Origin of the sequence: Prevotella dentalis DSM 3688, from assembly GCF_000242335.1 — a bacterium.
Classification (GTDB): Bacteria; Bacteroidota; Bacteroidia; order Bacteroidales; family Bacteroidaceae; genus Prevotella; species Prevotella seregens.
In genome coordinates this window covers 1,059,818-1,078,070 of record NC_019968.1, presented here as the reverse complement: position 1 = coordinate 1,078,070, position 18,253 = coordinate 1,059,818, and the positions used below count along the sequence as shown (strand labels likewise).

Sequence of the window (18,253 nt, the reverse complement as noted above, 5' to 3'; positions counted from 1 at the left end):
CCTGACCATCCAAACGTCCCACGGGCCATGGCCGCGCGATTGGCGGTGCAATCGCATGGCGATTACGGCGCAACGGCCGCGCGATGACGGCGTAAACGCGCGGCCGTTGCGCCGTAAACCTTTGGCCGCCACGCCGCACCGGTGCCGGCATACGGGAGGGTTCGTGCAGTCTGGACACGATTTTTGGCACGCAAACGTGCAAGTTTTCCTTGCAAATGGCATTATAAAGACAGGAAAAGGGACGGTTCAAGGCTGCAAACACCCCCTAAAAACCCTAAAAAAACGACGTATGAAGAAGCTCTTGTTCCTCCTCACAAGTATCCTTCTGGCCGCATCCTGCACGACAGACGGCAACTGCGGCTATCCCTCCAAGCTCTCTTTCCCGAAAGAGGGAGGCACCGTCATGATGTCGGGTTCATACGCTCCATACAATATTGAGGTATTAAATTACAACGGAGACGGAAAAAGCGAAAGGACAGTTTTGGAAGACCCCGACACCATCTCCGTGCAATACAGCTGGCTCACGGTAAGGAGGAAGCGGGGAACACCCACCTTGGTGATTACCGCCGAGCCCAACACGACAGGCAGGAAACGCAAGCTCTACATCAATGTTTCCGTTGATGACAGGAACGCAGAGATAAAAGTCACGCAATAAGACGGCCCAATGCTTGCGGCTCCTCTCTGAAAACAAAGCGAGACACTCCTGAAAACCGGAAGAGGCTCTTCCGAAAACAAAAGGAGACCATTCTATATACTAATGAAAAGCACTTCTAACAACAGAGGGAAACGCCTCTGAAAACCGGGAGAGGCACCGCCAAGACAGTAGCGGAACGCCCTCAACCCACAAGGGGAACGCAGCCACGACGGGCCGCCTTCCCCTTGCCGTTGTGGGGCCATGCGGGCGGCTACTCCCACTCGATGGTCGAAGGCGGTTTGGAGGAAATGTCGTAGCACACGCGGTTCACACCCTTCACCTTGCGGATGATTTCGTTGGACACGTCGGCCATGAAGTCGTAGGGCAGGTGGGCCCAGTCGGCCGTCATGGCGTCTGTCGAGGTCACGGCGCGTAGGGCCACCGGGTGCTCGTAGGTGCGCTCGTCGCCCATCACGCCCACAGAACGGATGGTGGAGAGCAGCACCGTGCCGGCCTGCCACACGTGATCGTAGAGACTTGTGCCGTCGGGCATGGTGTACTGATGCATCTTACCGATATAGATGTCGTCGGCATCCTGCAGGATACGCACCTTCTCGCGCGTGATGTCGCCCAGGATGCGCACGGCCAAGCCGGGCCCGGGGAACGGGTGGCGCTTGATGAGCCGCTCGGGCATGTGCAGCTCGAAGCCCACGCGGCGCACCTCATCCTTGAACAGCCACTTCAGCGGCTCGCAGAGTTGCAGGTGCATTTCCTTGGGCAGGCCGCCCACGTTGTGGTGGCTTTTGATGACCATACCCGTGATGCTGAGGCTCTCGATACGGTCGGGATAGATGGTGCCTTGGGCCAGCCACTTGGCGTCGGTGATTTTCCGGGCCTCCGCATTGAACACTTCCACGAAGTCGCGGCCTATGATTTTGCGCTTCTGCTCGGGGTCGGTCACGCCCTCCAAGTCCTTGAAGAACTTCTCTGAAGCGTCCACGCCCACCACGTTGAGCCCCAGGCCCTGGTAGGCCTCCATCACTTTCTGGAACTCGTTCTTGCGCAGCATGCCGTGGTCCACGAAGATGCACGTGAGGTTGCGGCCGATGGCGCGGTTGAGAAGCGTGGCGCAAACCGACGAGTCCACGCCGCCCGAGAGGCCCAGAATGACGCGGTCGCCGCCCAGCTGCTGCCGCAGTTCGGCCACCGTCGACTCCACAAACGAGGCGGCGCTCCACTCCTGACGGCTGCCGCAGATGTCGACCACGAAGTTGCGCAGCAGCTGCATGCCCTGCGTGGTATGGTACACTTCGGGGTGAAACTGCACGCACCACACGGGCTGCGAGCCGCTGGCAAAGGCCGCATATTCCACGTCAGGCGTGGAGCCGATGACCCGATAGCCGGCGGGGATGGCCGTGATGGTGTCGCCATGGCTCATCCACACCTGCGAGTTGGGGTCGAAGCCCTTGAACAAGGGGTTGGTGGAGTCCAGCCATTGCAGGTTGGCCCGGCCGTACTCGCGCGTGCCGGTCTGCTCCACCCGGCCGCCTCCGGCATGGCTGATAAACTGGGCGCCGTAGCAGATGCCCAGCACGGGATAGCGGCCGATGAGCCGGCTCAGATCCACGCGGAAAGCCTCCTTGTCGTGCACGGAGTAGGGGCTGCCGCTCAAAATCACGCCAATGACGGAGGGATCGTCGTGCGGAAACTTGTTGTAGGGCAGGATCTCGCAGAAGGTGTCCAGCTCGCGCACGCGGCGGCCAATGAGCTGCGTGGTCTGCGAACCGAAATCGAGGATGATGATCTTCTGTTGCATAGTCGAAAGGCCCCGCCCCTCTCCCGTTGCGGGGAGACGGCCGAGGCATGCGTTTAAGTGTTATGATGAATTTGATGTTGATGGTCGAGCTGCTGCGCAAAGGCCTCGGCGGCATCCAGTGTGCCGAGCTTGCCCACGTCCATGAGTTGCAGGTCGGGCTTGACATGGCCCTTGACGGGCACCTCGCGGCAGTGGCGCAGGTAGAAGTCCATGATGGCAAACCGCTCGGGCCACGCCGCCATGTAGGGGAAGAAGAGCGGCGAAAAGCTGTGTATGCCGCTGAAAGCATACATGCGGTAAAGCCCTGCCAGCCGCATGGGCGCGTCGCCGACGGCCAGCGGCCAACGCACCGAGGCGGCCACACGGGCCACTTCGGGATAGGGCGATTTCACCTCGCCCGTCTCCACATTGACCCACCCCACGAGCAGCATCCGGTCGTCGAAGAGCAGGTAGCGGCGCGTCCTGCGCCAACTCACGAGCAGTTGCGCGCCGGCCATGCGGTGGGGCACGCCGCAGTCGGGGCACGCCACGCGGGGGTCGAGGGCGTAGAACCGGGCCAGGTCCACGTTGCTCAGGATGTCCACGTTGTGGATGAGGATGGGGCGGTGCGCGTCGAACAGCGGCGCGGCCTTGCGCAGACCGCCGCCCGTGTCGAGCAAGGCGGCAGTCTCGTCGCTCACCCGAATGTCGAGGCCAAAGCTGTCGTTGGCCTGCAGATAGTCCTTGATTTGCTGGGAAAAGTGATGCACGTTGACGACCAGCCGCGAAAAACCGGCATCGCGCAACCTGAAAACCACGTGCTGCAACAGCGGCTGTCCGCCCACGCTTACCAGTGCCTTGGGCATCGTGTCGGTAAGCGGTTTCAGGCGTGTGCCCAAGCCTGCAGCGAAAATCATGGCTTGCTTCATGGCGCAAAATTAGTATTTATTTCCCGAACGGCAAAGGAAAGGCCTCCTTTTTTCGTGCCCGCCGCCGTGCGTTTGCGCCGTGTTCTACGTTAAATTTTGCTTATAAACCAGCCGCTTCCCGCGCGTGTCCAACTCTTTTTGTTACCTTTGCACATCCATAGAGAAAGAGAAAGCGACAAGCCATGAGCCAAACCGAAAAACGTGTCAACCCTTTCATGGAGCCCTACGGGACGCCACACGACACCATCCCCTTCCACAAAATCAAGTTCGAGGACTACGAGGAGGCCTTCATGGAAGGCATCCGACGCGACGACGAGGAGATTGCCAAGATTGTCGGCAACCCCGAGGAACCCACGTTCGACAATACCATTGCCGCCGAGGATCTGTCGCACGGGCGGCACTATTACGACCTGCTCGACCGCGTGTCGACTGTCTTCTCCTGCCTGATGAGTGCGGAAACCACGCCCCAGATGGAGGCCCTGGCCCAGAAGCTGAGCCCCATTCTCACCAAGCACAGCAACGACGTCATCCTCAATCCACGGCTCTTTGAGCGCGTGAAATACGTATATGAGCACCACCGCGAGCTCACGCCCGAGGAGCAAACTCTGCTCGACAAGGAGTACGATGCCTTTGTACGCAGCGGCGCCCTGCTCGACGAAGAGGGCAAGCAACGGCTGCGCCGGCTCACCGAGGAGGCCGACATGCTCACCCTGCAGTTCTCACAGAACCTGCTCAAGGAGAACAAAGCCTACACCCTGCACCTCTCCGACCGCGCCCAACTCGACGGACTGCCCGACACTGCAGTGGACGCCGCCGCACAGACGGCCCGCGAACGGGGCCTCGAGGGATGGGTCTTCACACTCGACTATCCCAGCTATTCGCCTTTCCTCACCTACTCCACACAGCGCGAGCTGCGCCGCCAAATGTACATGGCGCGCAACACCGAGTGCACCCACGACAACGCAGAGAACAACCTCCGGATATGCCTACGCCTCGTCAACCTGAGGCGCGAGCTGGCCCAACTGCTGGGCTACGACTGCTTTGCAGACTATATACTCAAGCACCGCATGGCCGGCGACACGGCCCATGTGTACAAGTTGCTCAATGATTTGCTGGCCGCCTACAAGCCCACCGCCGTGCAGGAGGTAGAGGAAATCGCGGCCATGGCCCGCAAGATGGAGGGCGACGATTTTGATTTGCAGCCCTGGGACTTCTCGTTCTACGCCCACAAGCTGCAAATGGAGAAGTACGATCTCGACGCCGAAATGCTGCGCCCCTACTTCCAACTCGACAAGGTGACGGAGGGAGTGTTCGGTCTGGCCGGCCGTCTCTACGGCCTGACGTTCCGCGAAAACCCCGACATACCGGTGTATCATCCCGATGTCAAGGCCTACGAAGTGTTCGACAACGACGGCTCGTTCCTCGCTGTTTTCTATGCCGACTTCCATCCGCGGGCCGGCAAGCAGGGCGGCGCCTGGATGACAGAGTTCCAAGGACAGCACATCACCAACCAGGGAGAGAACGTGCGTCCCCACGTGAGCGTGGTGATGAATCTCACCAAACCCACCGACACCAAGCCGGCATTGCTCACGCTGAGCGAGGTGGAAACTTTCCTGCACGAGTTCGGACACTCGCTCCACGGCATGCTGGCCAACACCCGTTTCGGCTCGCTCTCGGGCACAAACGTGTGGTGGGACTTCGTGGAGATGCCCTCGCAGTTCATGGAGAACTATGCCGTCGAGAAAGAATTCCTGCGCACTTTCGCCTTCCACTACGAGTCGGGCGAGCCCATTCCCGACGAGCTCGTCGACCGTATCGTGCGCAGCCGCAACTTCAACGTGGCCTACAGCTGTCTGCGTCAGGTGGGCTTCGGTCTGCTCGACATGGCCTATTACACCCAGCGCGAGCCGTTCACCGAGGACATCATGACCTTTGAAAAGCAAGCGTGGGCCCCGGCCATCATCACCCCACAGCTGCCCGACACGTGCATGACGGTGCAGTTTTCCCACATCATGGCCGGTGGCTATGCAGCCGGCTACTACAGCTACAAGTGGGCCGAAGTGCTCGATGCCGACGCGTTCAGCGTGTTCAAGCAGCACGGCATCTTCGACCGCGCCACGGCCCAACGGCTGCGCGACTGCGTGCTCTCGCGTGGCGGCACCGAGAATCCCATGACGCTCTACAAGCGGTTCCGCGGCCAGGAGCCCACCATCGACGCCCTGCTCCGGCGCAACGGCATCGACCCGGCCCACCCTTGACCGCCCCAACGACATAACATCCCACACTCATGGAAGACGAGAGAAAGCAGGAAGACAAGCGCCGCCGCCTTGACGGGCGCTATCTGCGCATGGCCCACATCTGGGCCGAAAACTCCTATTGCCGACGCCGCAAGGTGGGCGCGCTGGTGGTGAAGGACAAGATGATTATCAGCGACGGCTACAACGGCACGCCGAGCGGCTTCGAGAACCGGTGCGAGGACACGTCCAACGTCACCTTTTCCTACGTGCTCCACGCCGAGGCCAACGCCATCACGAAGCTGGCCCGCTCGCACAACAACAGCGAGGGAGCCACGCTCTACGTCACGGCATCGCCCTGCATCGAGTGTGCCAAGCTCATCATCCAGGCCGGCATACGCCGCGTGGTCTATGGCGAAACCTACCGACTCGACGACGGCATCCAGCTGCTCCGGCGCGCAGGAGTGGAAGTTGTGTTCATGGACATGCAACAAATCAAAGACAAGCAAGATGAAGAACGAGAACAAGAATAGGTTTATGCCGCTGCTCATGGCCCTTTGCGTGGTCATCGGCATCATCATCGGCTCCTTCTATGCCAACCATTTCTCGGGCAATCGGCTCACTGTCATCAACAGCGGGAGCAACCGATTGAACAACCTGCTGCGCATCATCGACGACCAATATGTGGACAAGGTGGACATCGACTCCCTTGTGGAGAAGGCCATTCCACAGATTCTCGCCGAGCTTGACCCCCATTCTGTCTACATCAGCGCAAGCGACGTGCAGGCCGCCAACGACGATCTGAAGGGCTCGTTCTCGGGTGTGGGCATCGAGTTTACCATCCGCGAGGACACCATCCACGTGCAAAACGTCATCCGAAACGGGCCCGCCGAGAAGGCCGGCCTCATTGCGGGCGACAAGATTGTGACCGTGGACGGCAAGCCGTTCGTGGGCAAGAGCGTCACCAACGAGGAGGCACAGCGTCGCCTCAAGGGCCCGCAGGGCTCCAAAGTAAAGATAGGAGTGCTGCGCTACGGCCATGCCAAGCCCATCGTCTACGAGGTGACACGCGGCGAAATTCCCACCAAAACCGTCACCGCCGCCTTCATGCTCGACGACAGTACAGGCTATATCAAGGTGAAAAACTTCGGAGAAAAGACCTATCCCGAACTGCTCATCGCACTGGCCAATTTGCAGCAACAGGGCTTCAGCAACCTCGTAATCGACCTGCGAGACAATACCGGAGGCTACCTGCAAAGCGCGGTGCAGATGGCCAATGAGTTCCTCCCCGCCAAGAAGCTCATCGTCTATACCCAGGGCCGCAAGTCGCCGCGCGAGGAGTATCGCTCCGACGGACACGGCGCCTATCAGACCATGCCGCTCGTGGTGCTCATCAACGAGGGGTCGGCATCGGCCGCCGAAATCTTTGCCGGGGCCATGCAGGACAACGACCGCGCCACCATCATCGGCCGCCGTTCGTTCGGCAAGGGACTCGTGCAGCAGCAGATTCCGTTCCCCGACGGCAGCATGATACGCCTCACCATCGCCCGCTACTACACCCCCTCGGGCCGCTGCATCCAGAAACCCTACACCGACGGCGGCGACCCAAGCTACGCCTCCGACCTCATCACGCGCTACCAGCACGGCGAGTTTTTCTCGCAGGACAGCATCAAACACACCGGCCCTGCCTACCACACGGCCAACGGACGGACGGTGTATGGCGGCGGCGGCGTCACCCCCGACATCTTTGTTCCCGAAGACACGACGGGTGTCACCTCTTATTATAAACAGGCAGCCATGAGCGGACTCATCCTGCAATTTGCTTTCACCTACACCGACAACAACCGCCAGAAGATGAAGCAATTCAAGGAAATGCTCAAGCTCGCAGCCTACTTGAAGAAGCAGAACACGGTGGACCAGTTCGTCAACTATGCCGACAAGAGGGGCTTGCAGCGCCGCAATCTGCTCATCCGACAGAGCCATTCGCTGCTCGAACGCTACATCAACGGCCGCATCATCTACAACATGCTTGACGAGCAGGCGCTCAACCAATACCTCAATCAGGACGACCCGGTCGTTGCCACGGCCCTGCGCGTGTTCCGAAACAACGCCTCTTTTCCCAAAGCCCCGGAGAAGGCAAAAGGGAAAAAGGTGAAAAAATAAAAGGGTAAAAGAGTAAAAAGAGCAAGGCCAGAAGCGATGAAGAACGAGACACAGGCCGCCAAGCAGGCGTTGCGCGAACTCATTCGCCGGCGCAAGCGAGAGCACACGGCCGAGGAGCTGGCCACGCTGTCGGCCGAGGTCATCGGCCGGCTGACGGCCCACCCGCGCATGCAGGCGGCCCGAACCATCCTACTCTACTGCTCGCTGCCCGACGAAGTGGACACCCACGGCTGCATCGCCCGGCTGCACGCCGAGGGCAAGACCGTGCTGCTGCCCAAGGTCGCAGACGGCGAACGGCTGGAGCTGCGCCGCTACACCGGGCACGAGAGCATGCAGCCCGGTGCTTTCGGCATCATGGAACCCACGGGGCCGGCCTATCTGCGGCCCCTCGACATCGACGTGGCCGTGGTGCCGGGCATGAGTTTCGACGCCCACGGCAACCGGCTGGGGCGCGGCAAGGGCTACTACGACCGCTTGCTGGCACGGTTCGCCCACACATACAAGATAGGCATTTGCTTCGACTTTCAGAAGACGGACCGCGTGCCCTGCGAAGCTACGGACCAGCCCATGGACGAGGTGCTCTGACACCCCGCACGCCCGTCGGTGCCATGCCGACGGCGCCTAATACACCCTTACATCCACGATTACCGAGCTGCCCACGGCGGCATTGAGCCGCCGCACCAGCTGCGACCGCATCATGCTCAAGTCCTGACGCAACGCGGGATTCTGAATCTTGACGAAAAGCACTTGGTTTTTCACAAACTTTTCTGCCGTGTAGCGGGCCACCATGGGGCCGGCCACGCGATCCCAAGCCTCGACCACACGCAGCTGCAACAGCGGTGTCTCGAGCCCGCCGTCGCGCAGAAACTTGCGCAGCACCTCGCCCAGCGGCTTCACCTCGCGCTTAAACATGGCCGCGTTCCCTTTCCTCGATTTCGCCCCCCTGCACGTCGAACAGCTTGTAGTCCTGACGGCTGTGCCGCAGAATCTTGTCCAGATGGTCGCGGTTGGTGTCGGTAATGAAGATCTGTCCGTACTTGTCGCCCGACACCAAGTCCACGATCTGCTCCACGCGCCGGGCGTCGAGCTTGTCGAAAATATCGTCAAGCAACAACAGCGGCGCGGTGTTCGACGCCGTGCGCCGCAGGAAATCGAACTGCGCCAGCTTCAGTGCCAGCACGTAAGTCTTGGTCTGTCCCTGGCTGCCCTCGCGTTTCATGGGATAGTCGCCGATGAGCATTTCCAGGTCGTCGCGGTGTATGCCGTGCAGGCTGTAGCCCACGGCGCGGTCGCGATGGGCGTCGCGCCGTATCACGTCGAGCAGGGGCCCGCGCTGCGCATGCGACACATAGCGCAGCGACACCGTCTCCCGCTCGCCCGAGATGTGCCGGTAAATCTCCTGGAACACCGGCACCAGCTCGCGCACGAAAGCATCGCGCCGGGCATACACCGCCTCGCCCTGCGCAGCCATCTCCTCCTCCCACAGCTGCATGAGCATGGCGTCGGGCTCCTGCTCCTGCCTGAGCAAGGCGTTGCGTTGCTGCAGGGCTTTGTTGTAGCGGTTCAGGGCATCGATGTACCGATGGTCGTACTGCGCAATCACCACATCCATGAGCCGCCGCCGCTCCTCGCCGCCGCCGTCCACGAGAATGGTGTCAGAGGGCGACACGAAGATGAGCGGCACGCGCCCGATGTGCTCCGAAAACTTCTTGTAATCTTTCTTGTTGCGGCGGAAGTGCTTGTGCCGTCCGCGCTTCATGCCGGCGTAGATGTTCTCCTCGGAGCCGTCGTCGGTCTCGTAATCACCCTCAAGCACGAAGAAGTCCTCCCCGTGGGTCATCACCTGGCTGTCCATATTGGTGAAGCTGCTGTGGCAGAACGACAGGTAGTAGACCGCGTCGAGCAGGTTGGTCTTGCCCTCGCCGTTGCTGCCGATGAAGCAGTTTACCTTGGGCGAGAACGCCAGATTGGCCGCACGAATATTCTTGTAATTGATGATGGAAATCTTGTTTAATCTCATTTTACGCTGCGTGTGCTGGCGTGCAAAGTTAGCTGTTTTAGGCTGTAAAAACGAAAAAAGGGCATGATAAATTTCACTATCTGAGAGAAAAACCGTAATTTTGTCGCAATGAATGAAATCATAAAAATAAGCAAAAAATAATGGCAAACAAAAACGAACAGGCTACCTATGAGGTTGCCAGCAAAGAGCAAGCATTCTTCCAGAAGAACGTCAAGGCAATTCTCATCGCCGCAGCTGCCGTCATCATCATCGTGGCCGGCTATTTCTGCTACACCACCTTTATTGGCCATCCGCGCCAGGAAAAGGCCAGCACGGCCATCGCACGCGGCCAGGAATACTTCAACGCCGAGCAGTTCGACAAGGCTCTCAACGGCGACGGCGCCGGCTACGAGGGCTTCGTCAAGATAGCCGGCGACTACAGCAGCACCGACGCCGGCAACCTGGCCAACCTCTATGCGGGCCTGTGTTACGCCAATCTCGGCAAGTGGCAGGAGGCTGTAAAGTACCTCGAAAGCTACTCGCCCGCGGGCGATGCCATGGTTGGTCCCGCCGCCATCGAGGCCTTGGGCAACGCCTACGCCCACGTGGGACAACTCGACAAAGCCGTGAGCAAGCTCAAGGAAGCCGCCGACAAGGCCGACCGTGAAGCCAAGAACGGCGTCAACAACAGCCTCTCGCCCGCTTTCCTGCTCCAGGCCGGACAGCTGCTCGAGTCGCAGAATAAGCAGGACGAGGCCTTGAAGATTTATCAGCAAATCCAAGCCAAATACTTGAACTCCCCACTCGTACAGAGCCACGAGATCGACAAGTACATCGAACGCGCTACGAAGTAACCCATGGCCACCGCACTCCACAACCTCTCCGATTACGACTTCGCCCAGGTGCCCGATGCCAGCAACATGTGCTTCGGCATCGTGGTGGCCGAGTGGAATCCGGAGATTACCGGCGCCCTGCTCGAGGGTGCCGTGAAGACCCTCGAGAAGCACGGCACGCTGCCTGAGAACATCCATGTGAAGACCGTGCCGGGCAGCTTCGAGCTGGTCTACGGCGCACAGCAGCTGAGCAAGAACGACGGTTTCGACGCCATCATCATCCTGGGCAGCGTCATTCGCGGCGAGACACCCCACTTCGACTATATCTGCCAGGGCGTGACCTACGGCATCGCACACCTCAATGCCTCGCAAAACATACCCGTCATCTACGGTCTGCTCACCACCAACGACCTGCAGCAGGCCCGCGACCGCAGCGGCGGACGGCTGGGCAACAAGGGCGACGAGTGTGCCATAGACGCCATCAAGATGGCCAAATTCTAAGTTTATGATTGTTTACGAACTCCTCCAAGCCTACGATTTCGACGAGATCATGTCGACCATTGCCGACATGTTCCCCGGCACGGCCAAGTATCGCGAGCCCCTCCACGAGGCCTACAACATCCTGCTCGGCCTGAAGCCCGTGCCGTCGAAAAAGGACATCCGCTACAAGATTATGCCGGCCCCGCGCGGCGAAGAAAAGTACATGGGGGCCGAAGACCGCGACTTCGACACCACCTGGGAGGTGTGTCTGGGCAAGAACCTGAGCCGCGAGAAGGGCGTAGACCTCTCTGATGTCGAGATGTTGGCCAACGCTTTTGTCAACATCTGCTTCCTGGCCCGCCACCCCAAGGCTTTCGATGCCGCCTACGCCGAGCTGACCCGGCCCTCGCGCTGACCGCCGCCGCTGTTGCCCCGCCCCCGTCTTCCGTGGGCCGGCAACCGGCCCGCGCACAGCCCGCAACCGCTGCACATCCCTATGATATGGTTTGCTCCACCCATGCTTGCGGCTTATCAAATCCTATCATACGCCTATCTTCTCCTATAAGCGCCCCTATCCCCTCCTACAAACACGCCGTATTCACCCCATGAAAACACCGCAAACGCGAGGCGGTTACGGCGCAAACGCAACGCAAATACGGCGTTATCACTTCGTGATAACGCCGTATTTGTTTTGACAGTAGGCCGTGCCGGCCAACACTTCCGCCCCACCTTGCAGCACCCCACACCGTGCGTGCCACTCGCTACAGCCAGCCCCACAGCCACGCGCAGGGCGCATTCGCACCGGCCGGCGGACCTAATACTCGCCCCAAGCCTTGATGTCGATGTCAGCAGGGCCAAGCGTACAGAACGCCGTGATGAAAGCACTGGCCAGCCGCGTGTTGGTGATGAGCGGCACGTTGAGGTCTATGGCTGCGCGCCGAATCTTGTAGCCGTTGGTGAGTTCGTGAGTGGTGAGGTCCTTGGGAATGTTCACCACCATATCGATCTTCTTCTCGTGCAGCAGCGTGAGGGCCTGCGGCTCCTTGCCCTCGTCGGAGGGCCAGTACACCAGCGTGTTGTCAATGCCGTTGTCTTTCAAGTATTTCGACGTGCCGCCCGTGGCATAAAGCTCGTAGCCGTGGTCGATAAGCATCTTCGCTGCGTCGAGCATCTCGACCTTTTGCTTGGCTCCACCCGTGGAGAGCAGCACCGAGTGGCGCGGAATGCGGTGGCCCACAGAGAGCATGCTCTTGAGCAGAGCCTGGTTGGTGTCGTCGCCCAGGCAGCCCACCTCGCCCGTGGAACTCATGTCGACACCCAGCACGGGGTCGGCCTTCTGCAGACGGTTGAAGGAGAACTGGCTGGCCTTGATGCCCACATACTCCAGGTCGAAGAGGTTCTTCGAGGGCCTCTCCACGGGCACGCCGAGCATCACTTTGGTGGCCAAGTCGATGAGATTGAGCTTGAGCACCTTGCTCACGAAGGGGAACGAACGGCTGGCACGCAGGTTGCACTCGATGACGAGGATGTCGTTCTCGCGGGCCATGTACTGTATGTTGAACGGGCCGGAGATGTGGAGTTCGCGGGCAATCTGACGGCTCACGCGCTTGATGCGGCGCACGGTCTCCACGTAGAGCTTCTGCGGCGGGAACTCAATGGTGGCGTCGCCGGAGTGCACACCGGCAAACTCGATGTGCTCGGAGATGGCGTAGGCCAGTATCTCGCCGTCGCGTGCCACGGCATCCATCTCGATTTCCTTGGCGTGCTCGATGAACTTCGACACCACCACGGGGTGGTCTTCACTCACGTTGGCGGCCAGTCGCAGGAAGCGTTCGAGCTCCTCGCGGTTGGAACACACGTTCATGGCCGCGCCCGAAAGCACGTAGCTGGGGCGCACGAGCACGGGGAAGCCCACGCGCTCGACGAAGCGGTCGATGTCATCCATCGAGGTAAGCGCGCTCCATTCTGGCTGGTTGATGTTGTTGCGGGTGAGCATCGACGAGAACTTGGCGCGGTCTTCGGCGTTGTCGATGTCGCGGGCCGACGTGCCGAGGATGGGCACGTGCTGCTCGTCGAGGTGCATGGCAAGGTTGTTGGGTATCTGGCCGCCGGTGGAAACAATGACGCCGTGCGGGTTCTCGAGCTCGATAATGTCCATCACGCGCTCAAAGGTGAGCTCGTCGAAGTAGAGCCGGTCGCACATGTCGTAGTCGGTCGACACGGTTTCCGGGTTGTAGTTAATCATGATGCTGCGGTAGCCCTGCCGGCGAATCGTCTGCAGAGCCTGCACGCCACACCAGTCGAATTCCACGGAGCTGCCGATGCGGTAAGCCCCCGAACCGAGCACCACCACCGAGTGGCGGTCGGACGGGAAAGCCACGTCGCTGGCCACTCCGGCGTAGGTCACGTAGAGGTAATTGGTCTGGGCGGGGTACTCGGCGGCCAGCGTGTCGATCTGTTTCACCACGGGAACGATGCCGTAGCCCTTGCGCAGACGGCGGATGAGGAGCATGGCCTTGTGCATGTTGCCCAGCTCGCGCTCCAGCCCCACGGCGCGGGCCACCTGGAAATCGGTGAAGCCGTAGACTTTGGCCTCGCGCAGCAGCGTGCGGTCGAGGGTGTTCACGTTGCAGCGTTTCAGCCGCTCATCGATGTCGATGATGTGTTTCAGCTTGTGGAGGAACCAGCGGTCTATCTTCGTCAGTTCGTGTATCTGGTCGATGGTATAGCCGCGGTGCATGGCCTTGGAAATGACAAACACGCGCTTGTCGGTGGGTTCTTGCAGGGCCTCGTCCAGGTTGGGAATCTCCAATTCCTTGTTCTCCACGAAGCCGTGCATGCCCTGCCCTATCATGCGCAGGCCTTTCTGGATGGCCTCTTCAAAGTTGCGGCCGATGGCCATTACCTCGCCCACGCTCTTCATGCTCGACCCCAACTCGCGGTCTACGCCGTGGAATTTGGAGAGGTCCCAGCGCGGAATCTTGCACACCACATAGTCCAGCGCGGGCTCGAAAAAGGCACTTGTGGTCTTGGTCACCGAGTTCTTCAGCTCGAACAGGCCGTAGCCCATGCCCAGCTTGGCGGCCACAAAGGCCAGCGGGTAGCCCGTGGCCTTGGAGGCAAGTGCCGACGAACGGCTTAGGCGGGCGTTCACTTCGATGACGCGGTAGTCCTCGCTGGCGGGGTCGAAAGCGTACTGCACGTTGCACTCGCCCACGATGCCGATGTGCCTTACTATCTTGATGCTCAGCGCGCGCAGCTTGTGATACTCGGCGTTGGTGAGGGTCTGCGAGGGCGCAATGACGATGGACTCGCCGGTGTGGATGCCCAGCGGGTCGAAGTTCTCCATGTTGCACACGGTGATACAGTTGTCGTAACAGTCGCGCACCACCTCGTATTCTATCTCCTTCCATCCCTTGAGACTCTTCTCCACCAGCACCTGGGGCGAGAATGAGAACGCCTTTTCGCAGAGCGTGCGCAGCTCGTCGTCGTTGTTGGCAAAGCCCGAACCGAGGCCGCCGAGGGCGTAGGCCGCCCGCACGATGACCGGATAGCCCAGATGGTTGGCGGCCTGCAGCGACTGTTCCATCGTCTCACAGGCCTCGCTCTTGATGGTCTTCACGTCGATTTCGTCGAGCTTGCGCACGAAGAGTTCGCGGTCTTCGGTGTCCATGATGGCCTGCACGGGGGTGCCGAGCACCTTGACCCCGTACTTCTCCAGCACGCCGCTCTCGTAGAGCTCCACGCCGCAGTTCAGGGCGGTCTGGCCTCCAAAGCTCAGCAGGATGCCGTCGGGGCGCTCCTTTTCGATGACGCGCTCCACGAAATAGGGCTGCACCGGGAGGAAGTATATCTGGTCGGCCACACCCTCCGACGTCTGCACGGTGGCGATGTTGGGGTTGATAAGCACCGTCCTGACCCCCTCTTCGCGCAGGGCTTTCAGGGCCTGCGAACCCGAATAGTCGAACTCTCCGGCCTCGCCTATCTTCAAAGCGCCGGAGCCCAACAGCAAAACCTTCTTGATATTTGTATCTTTCATGACCTTTCTTATTGACCTTAATGAATGAGCTTACCTTACTTTAGCGTTTCGACGAACCTATCGAACATGAACATTGTGTCCACCGGACCCGAGCAAGCCTCGGGGTGAAACTGGCTGGTGAACCAGGAATTGGTCTTGTGGCGTATGCCCTCGTTGGAGCCGTCGTTCATGTTAACGAAGAGCTCCTCCCAGTCCTGGCCCAGCGTGTGGGCGTCCACCGCATAGCCGTGGTTCTGCGAAGTGATGTAGCATTTCTCGCTGCCCACGAGGCGCACGGGCTGATTGTGCGAGCGGTGCCCGTACTTCAGCTTGTAGATTGAAGCCCCGGCGGCCTTGCCCAGCAGCTGGTTGCCCATGCAGATGCCGCAGATGGGCTTGCGGCTCTGGCTCATTTGCTTGCGGATGATGTCCACCGCGTCCTGACAAGTGTCGGGATCACCGGGCCCGTTGGCCAGGAAGAGGCCGTCGAAATCCATGCCCGTGTAGTCGTAGTTCCAGGGCACGCGCACCACCTCCACGCCGCGCTCGATGAGGCAACGTATGATGTTGGCCTTCACTCCACAGTCGACAAGCACCACCCGTTTGCCGGCCCCCTCGTTGTAACGAACCACTTCTTTGCACGACACTTGGTCGACAAAGTTGACGCCTTCGTAGTTGGCCGAGGGTATGTTGTCGGGGTCGTCGTCGAAGATAATCTTGCCCATCATCACGCCGTGCTCGCGCAGCACCTTGGTGAGCTGGCGGGTATCGATGCCCGTGATGCCGGGCACGTGCTCGCGCTTGAGCCAGTCGGCCAGGCTCTCGACGGCGTTCCAATGACTGAACTGCTCGCTGTAGTCGGCCACGATGATGGCCGAAGCGTAGATCTTGTCGCTCTCCATGAAGGTGGGGAGACCGTTGGGCTCCACCGAGAAAGGCGGCACACCATAGTTACCCACCAAGGGATAGGTGAGCGTCATCAGCTGCCCCGCATACGAAGGATCGGTAAGAGACTCGGGGTAGCCCGTCATGGCCGTGTTGAAAACCACCTCTCCGGCCACGGGTGCATCGTAGCCAAAGGACTGCCCATGAAACTTAGTCCCGTCGGATAAAACCAAGGTTACATTCTTCATTTGTATAGCTTGTTTTAAGATTCTGTTCGTTTATTGGTCGCCATCATGCCGGAAAACGGTCTCCACATAGTTCACAAAGGCCTGGTTGCACAGCTTGGTGCCGCCGGGTGTGGGGTAATGACCGGTGAAGTACCACGTGCCGCGGTGGTCGGGAATGGCGCTGCGTAGGCCCTCGATGCTCTGGAACACCAGTTCAATGGGCGTGGCCATGCCTGCCGGGCGCAGCATTTCGACAATCTTTCGGTTGATTTCTTCCACGGTGAAAGGCTCGTAGAGCTCGCGCACGCAGTTGTCCATCTCGGTCTTGGGCTTCTTCAATTCGACCTTGCAGTCGGCGTAGACCTTCTGGATGCGGTCGGCCATGCCGCGCTCCTTGAGCAGTTCGATGGTGGCGCGGAACACGCAGAACTCCTCCAGTCGCGGCATGTCGATGCCGTAGTAGTCGGGATAACGGATTTGCGGTGCCGAGCTCACGATGACGATTTTCTTGGGATGCAGCCGGTCGAGAATGTGCAGAATGCTCTCCTTGAGCGTGGTGCCGCGCACGATGCTGTCGTCGATGATGACCAAATTATCCTCGGGATTGACGCTGCCATAGGTAATATCATACACGTGCGAGGCCAGGTCGTTGCGCGCATTGCCCTCGGTGATGAACGTGCGCAGCTTTATATCTTTCCAGGCCACCTTTTCAGAGCGCACGTATTCGTGGAGAATCTCTTCCAGTTCGGCCCGCGTGGGGATGTGTCCGAGCGACTCGATGCGCTGGATTTTCTGCTCGTTCACATAGCGTTTGAAGCCGTCGAGCAGTCCGTAAAAGGCCACCTCGGCTGTGTTTGGAATAAAGGAGAAGACGGTATGACGGGTGTCATGGCCCACGGCCCGGAGCACTTGGGGGGTGAGTTGCTCGCCTAATTTCTTGCGTTCCTGGTAGATGTCGCGGTCGGATCCGCGCGAGAAATAGATGCGCTCGAACGAGCAAGCCGCGTCGGCGCCGGGCTCCAGGATGGGCTTGATGAGGGCTTCGCCGCTGCTGCGCACGATAAGCGCCGAGCCGGCGGGTAGCTCTTTCACGTCGTCGTACTCCAGATCGAAAGTGGTTTGCAGCACCGGACGCTCGGAGGCCAGCACCACCACCTCGTCGTTCCGGTAGTAGAACCCGGGGCGGATGCCGTGTGGGTCGCGCATGGCAAACATCTCGCCGCTGCCCGTGATGCCGCACACCACGTAGCCGCCGTCGAAGCCTGTCATCGTGGTCTTGAGTACATTCTCCACCTGCACATGGCTGTCGATGTAGTCGGTGATGGCTCCGTCTTCGAGTCCGAGCCGCTGGGCCTCGACAAAATTGCGCTCCACCTCACGGTCGAGACGGTGCCCCATGAGCTCGAGCATGATGTAACTGTCGCTGTAGACACGGGGACACTGGCCCTGATGGAGCAGCCGCTCGAACACCTCGTCCACGTTGGTCATGTTGTAATTGCCGCACAGGCAGAGGTTCTTGGCCCGCCAATTGTTGCGCCGCAAAAAGGGATGCACGTACTTCAGACCGCTCTTTCCCGTGGTGGAATAGCGCAGATGGCCCATGTAAAGCTCGCCGGCAAAGGGCAGTTCAGCATAGTCGTTGGGATCAAGTTCGCCGTTCTCGGCCAGCACCTGACGTATCTGCCGATGGGCCGAACCGAAGATTTTCGTGATGGCATTGGAGCCTTCGGCGCGCTCGCGGAACATATATTCGTTGCCGGGCTGGGTGTGCAGCTTCACCGAAGCAATGCCGGCGCCCTCCTGTCCACGGTTGTGCTCTTTCTCCATCATCAGGTAGAGCTTGTTCAAGCCGTACTTCCACGTGCCGTATTTCTGCTGGTAATAGCTCAGGGGCTTGAGCAGACGCACCATGGCCACGCCGCAATCCTCGTGTATTCCCTTTTCCATGAAATCTCTTCTTGTTGTGCTTCTGGACTGTATATTCAAAAAAAGATTGAAATATTACCGGCAGCCCGAAGAGCTTCGACTAATATTTCAATCTTTCTTTTTATCTTGT

15 protein-coding genes are annotated in these 18,253 nt (G+C 59.8%); 8 read left to right on the top strand and 7 right to left on the bottom strand.

All coding sequences use genetic code 11. The features are described from left to right. The first annotated feature begins 289 nt into the window (after positions 1-289). Positions 290-655 carry a BACON domain-containing protein gene (locus tag PREDE_RS13945; RefSeq protein ID WP_015310511.1) on the top strand — a complete coding sequence of 122 codons (366 nt, stop codon included), beginning with the start codon at positions 290-292 and terminating at the stop codon, positions 653-655. Between the two features lie 250 nt (positions 656-905). Here the strand turns inward: PREDE_RS13945 and guaA are convergent, their stop codons facing one another. Beyond that, on the bottom strand, positions 906-2,450 hold the full coding sequence (guaA, locus tag PREDE_RS11510) for a glutamine-hydrolyzing GMP synthase (protein ID WP_005847553.1): 1,545 nt from the start codon (positions 2,448-2,450) through the stop codon (positions 906-908). Positions 2,451-2,503: 53 nt separating this feature from the next. Next, positions 2,504-3,358, bottom strand: coding sequence for a sugar phosphate nucleotidyltransferase (locus PREDE_RS11505; protein ID WP_005847555.1), 855 nt, complete (start codon positions 3,356-3,358; stop codon positions 2,504-2,506). 182 nt (positions 3,359-3,540) lie between these two features. Here PREDE_RS11505 and PREDE_RS11500 point away from each other — a divergent pair, with 182 nt between their 5' ends. The 4 genes from PREDE_RS11500 to PREDE_RS11485 are packed head-to-tail and all read left to right on the top strand — an operon-like array spanning position 3,541 to position 8,340. Further along, positions 3,541-5,616 (top strand): M3 family metallopeptidase, encoded by a 2,076-nt coding sequence (locus tag PREDE_RS11500; RefSeq protein ID WP_005847556.1) that lies wholly within the window; start codon positions 3,541-3,543, stop codon positions 5,614-5,616. 29 nt (positions 5,617-5,645) lie between these two features. Next, positions 5,646-6,125 (top strand): deoxycytidylate deaminase, encoded by a 480-nt coding sequence (locus PREDE_RS11495; RefSeq protein WP_005847558.1) that lies wholly within the window; start codon positions 5,646-5,648, stop codon positions 6,123-6,125. After that, positions 6,103-7,755 (top strand): S41 family peptidase, encoded by a 1,653-nt coding sequence (locus PREDE_RS11490; RefSeq protein WP_005847560.1) that lies wholly within the window; start codon positions 6,103-6,105, stop codon positions 7,753-7,755. The genes PREDE_RS11495 and PREDE_RS11490 overlap by 23 nt, the downstream gene beginning before the upstream one ends. 36 nt (positions 7,756-7,791) lie before the next feature. After that, positions 7,792-8,340: a 5-formyltetrahydrofolate cyclo-ligase gene (locus PREDE_RS11485; protein WP_005847562.1), complete on the top strand. Its 549-nt coding sequence runs from the start codon at positions 7,792-7,794 to the stop codon at positions 8,338-8,340. 36 nt (positions 8,341-8,376) lie between these two features. Here the strand turns inward: PREDE_RS11485 and PREDE_RS11480 are convergent, their stop codons facing one another. Continuing rightward, the gene (locus PREDE_RS11480; protein ID WP_005847564.1) at positions 8,377-8,667 is read right to left on the bottom strand and encodes a DciA family protein; all 291 of its coding nucleotides are present in this window, start codon (positions 8,665-8,667) and stop codon (positions 8,377-8,379) included. After that, positions 8,660-9,775 carry a DNA replication/repair protein RecF gene (gene recF / locus PREDE_RS11475; RefSeq protein WP_015310510.1) on the bottom strand — a complete coding sequence of 372 codons (1,116 nt, stop codon included), beginning with the start codon at positions 9,773-9,775 and terminating at the stop codon, positions 8,660-8,662. The genes PREDE_RS11480 and recF overlap by 8 nt, the downstream gene beginning before the upstream one ends. A 140-nt stretch (positions 9,776-9,915) precedes the next feature. Between recF and PREDE_RS11470 the strand changes: the two genes are divergently transcribed. From PREDE_RS11470 to PREDE_RS11460, 3 genes are read left to right on the top strand one after another with little or no spacing between them, the layout of a single operon-like run. Next, on the top strand, positions 9,916-10,608 hold the full coding sequence (locus tag PREDE_RS11470) for a tetratricopeptide repeat protein (protein WP_005847568.1): 693 nt from the start codon (positions 9,916-9,918) through the stop codon (positions 10,606-10,608). A 3-nt stretch (positions 10,609-10,611) separates the two neighbouring features. Then, positions 10,612-11,088, top strand: coding sequence for a 6,7-dimethyl-8-ribityllumazine synthase (gene ribH / locus PREDE_RS11465; protein WP_005847570.1), 477 nt, complete (start codon positions 10,612-10,614; stop codon positions 11,086-11,088). Positions 11,089-11,092: 4 nt separating this feature from the next. Continuing rightward, complete coding sequence (locus tag PREDE_RS11460; RefSeq protein ID WP_005847572.1) at positions 11,093-11,482, top strand: hypothetical protein; 390 nt, start codon at positions 11,093-11,095, stop codon at positions 11,480-11,482. A 399-nt stretch (positions 11,483-11,881) separates the two neighbouring features. Here PREDE_RS11460 and carB read toward each other — a convergent pair whose 3' ends face one another. Genes carB through PREDE_RS11445 form a run of 3 tightly spaced genes read right to left on the bottom strand, consistent with a single transcriptional unit; the run spans position 11,882 to position 18,144 of the window. Next, the gene (carB, locus tag PREDE_RS11455; RefSeq protein WP_005847574.1) at positions 11,882-15,106 is read right to left on the bottom strand and encodes a carbamoyl-phosphate synthase (glutamine-hydrolyzing) large subunit; all 3,225 of its coding nucleotides are present in this window, start codon (positions 15,104-15,106) and stop codon (positions 11,882-11,884) included. A gap of 35 nt (positions 15,107-15,141) precedes the next feature. Further along, on the bottom strand, positions 15,142-16,218 hold the full coding sequence (gene carA, locus PREDE_RS11450) for a glutamine-hydrolyzing carbamoyl-phosphate synthase small subunit (protein WP_005847576.1): 1,077 nt from the start codon (positions 16,216-16,218) through the stop codon (positions 15,142-15,144). 30 nt (positions 16,219-16,248) lie between these two features. After that, on the bottom strand, positions 16,249-18,144 hold the full coding sequence (locus PREDE_RS11445; protein WP_005847578.1) for an amidophosphoribosyltransferase: 1,896 nt from the start codon (positions 18,142-18,144) through the stop codon (positions 16,249-16,251). Positions 18,145-18,253: the final 109 nt, after the last annotated feature.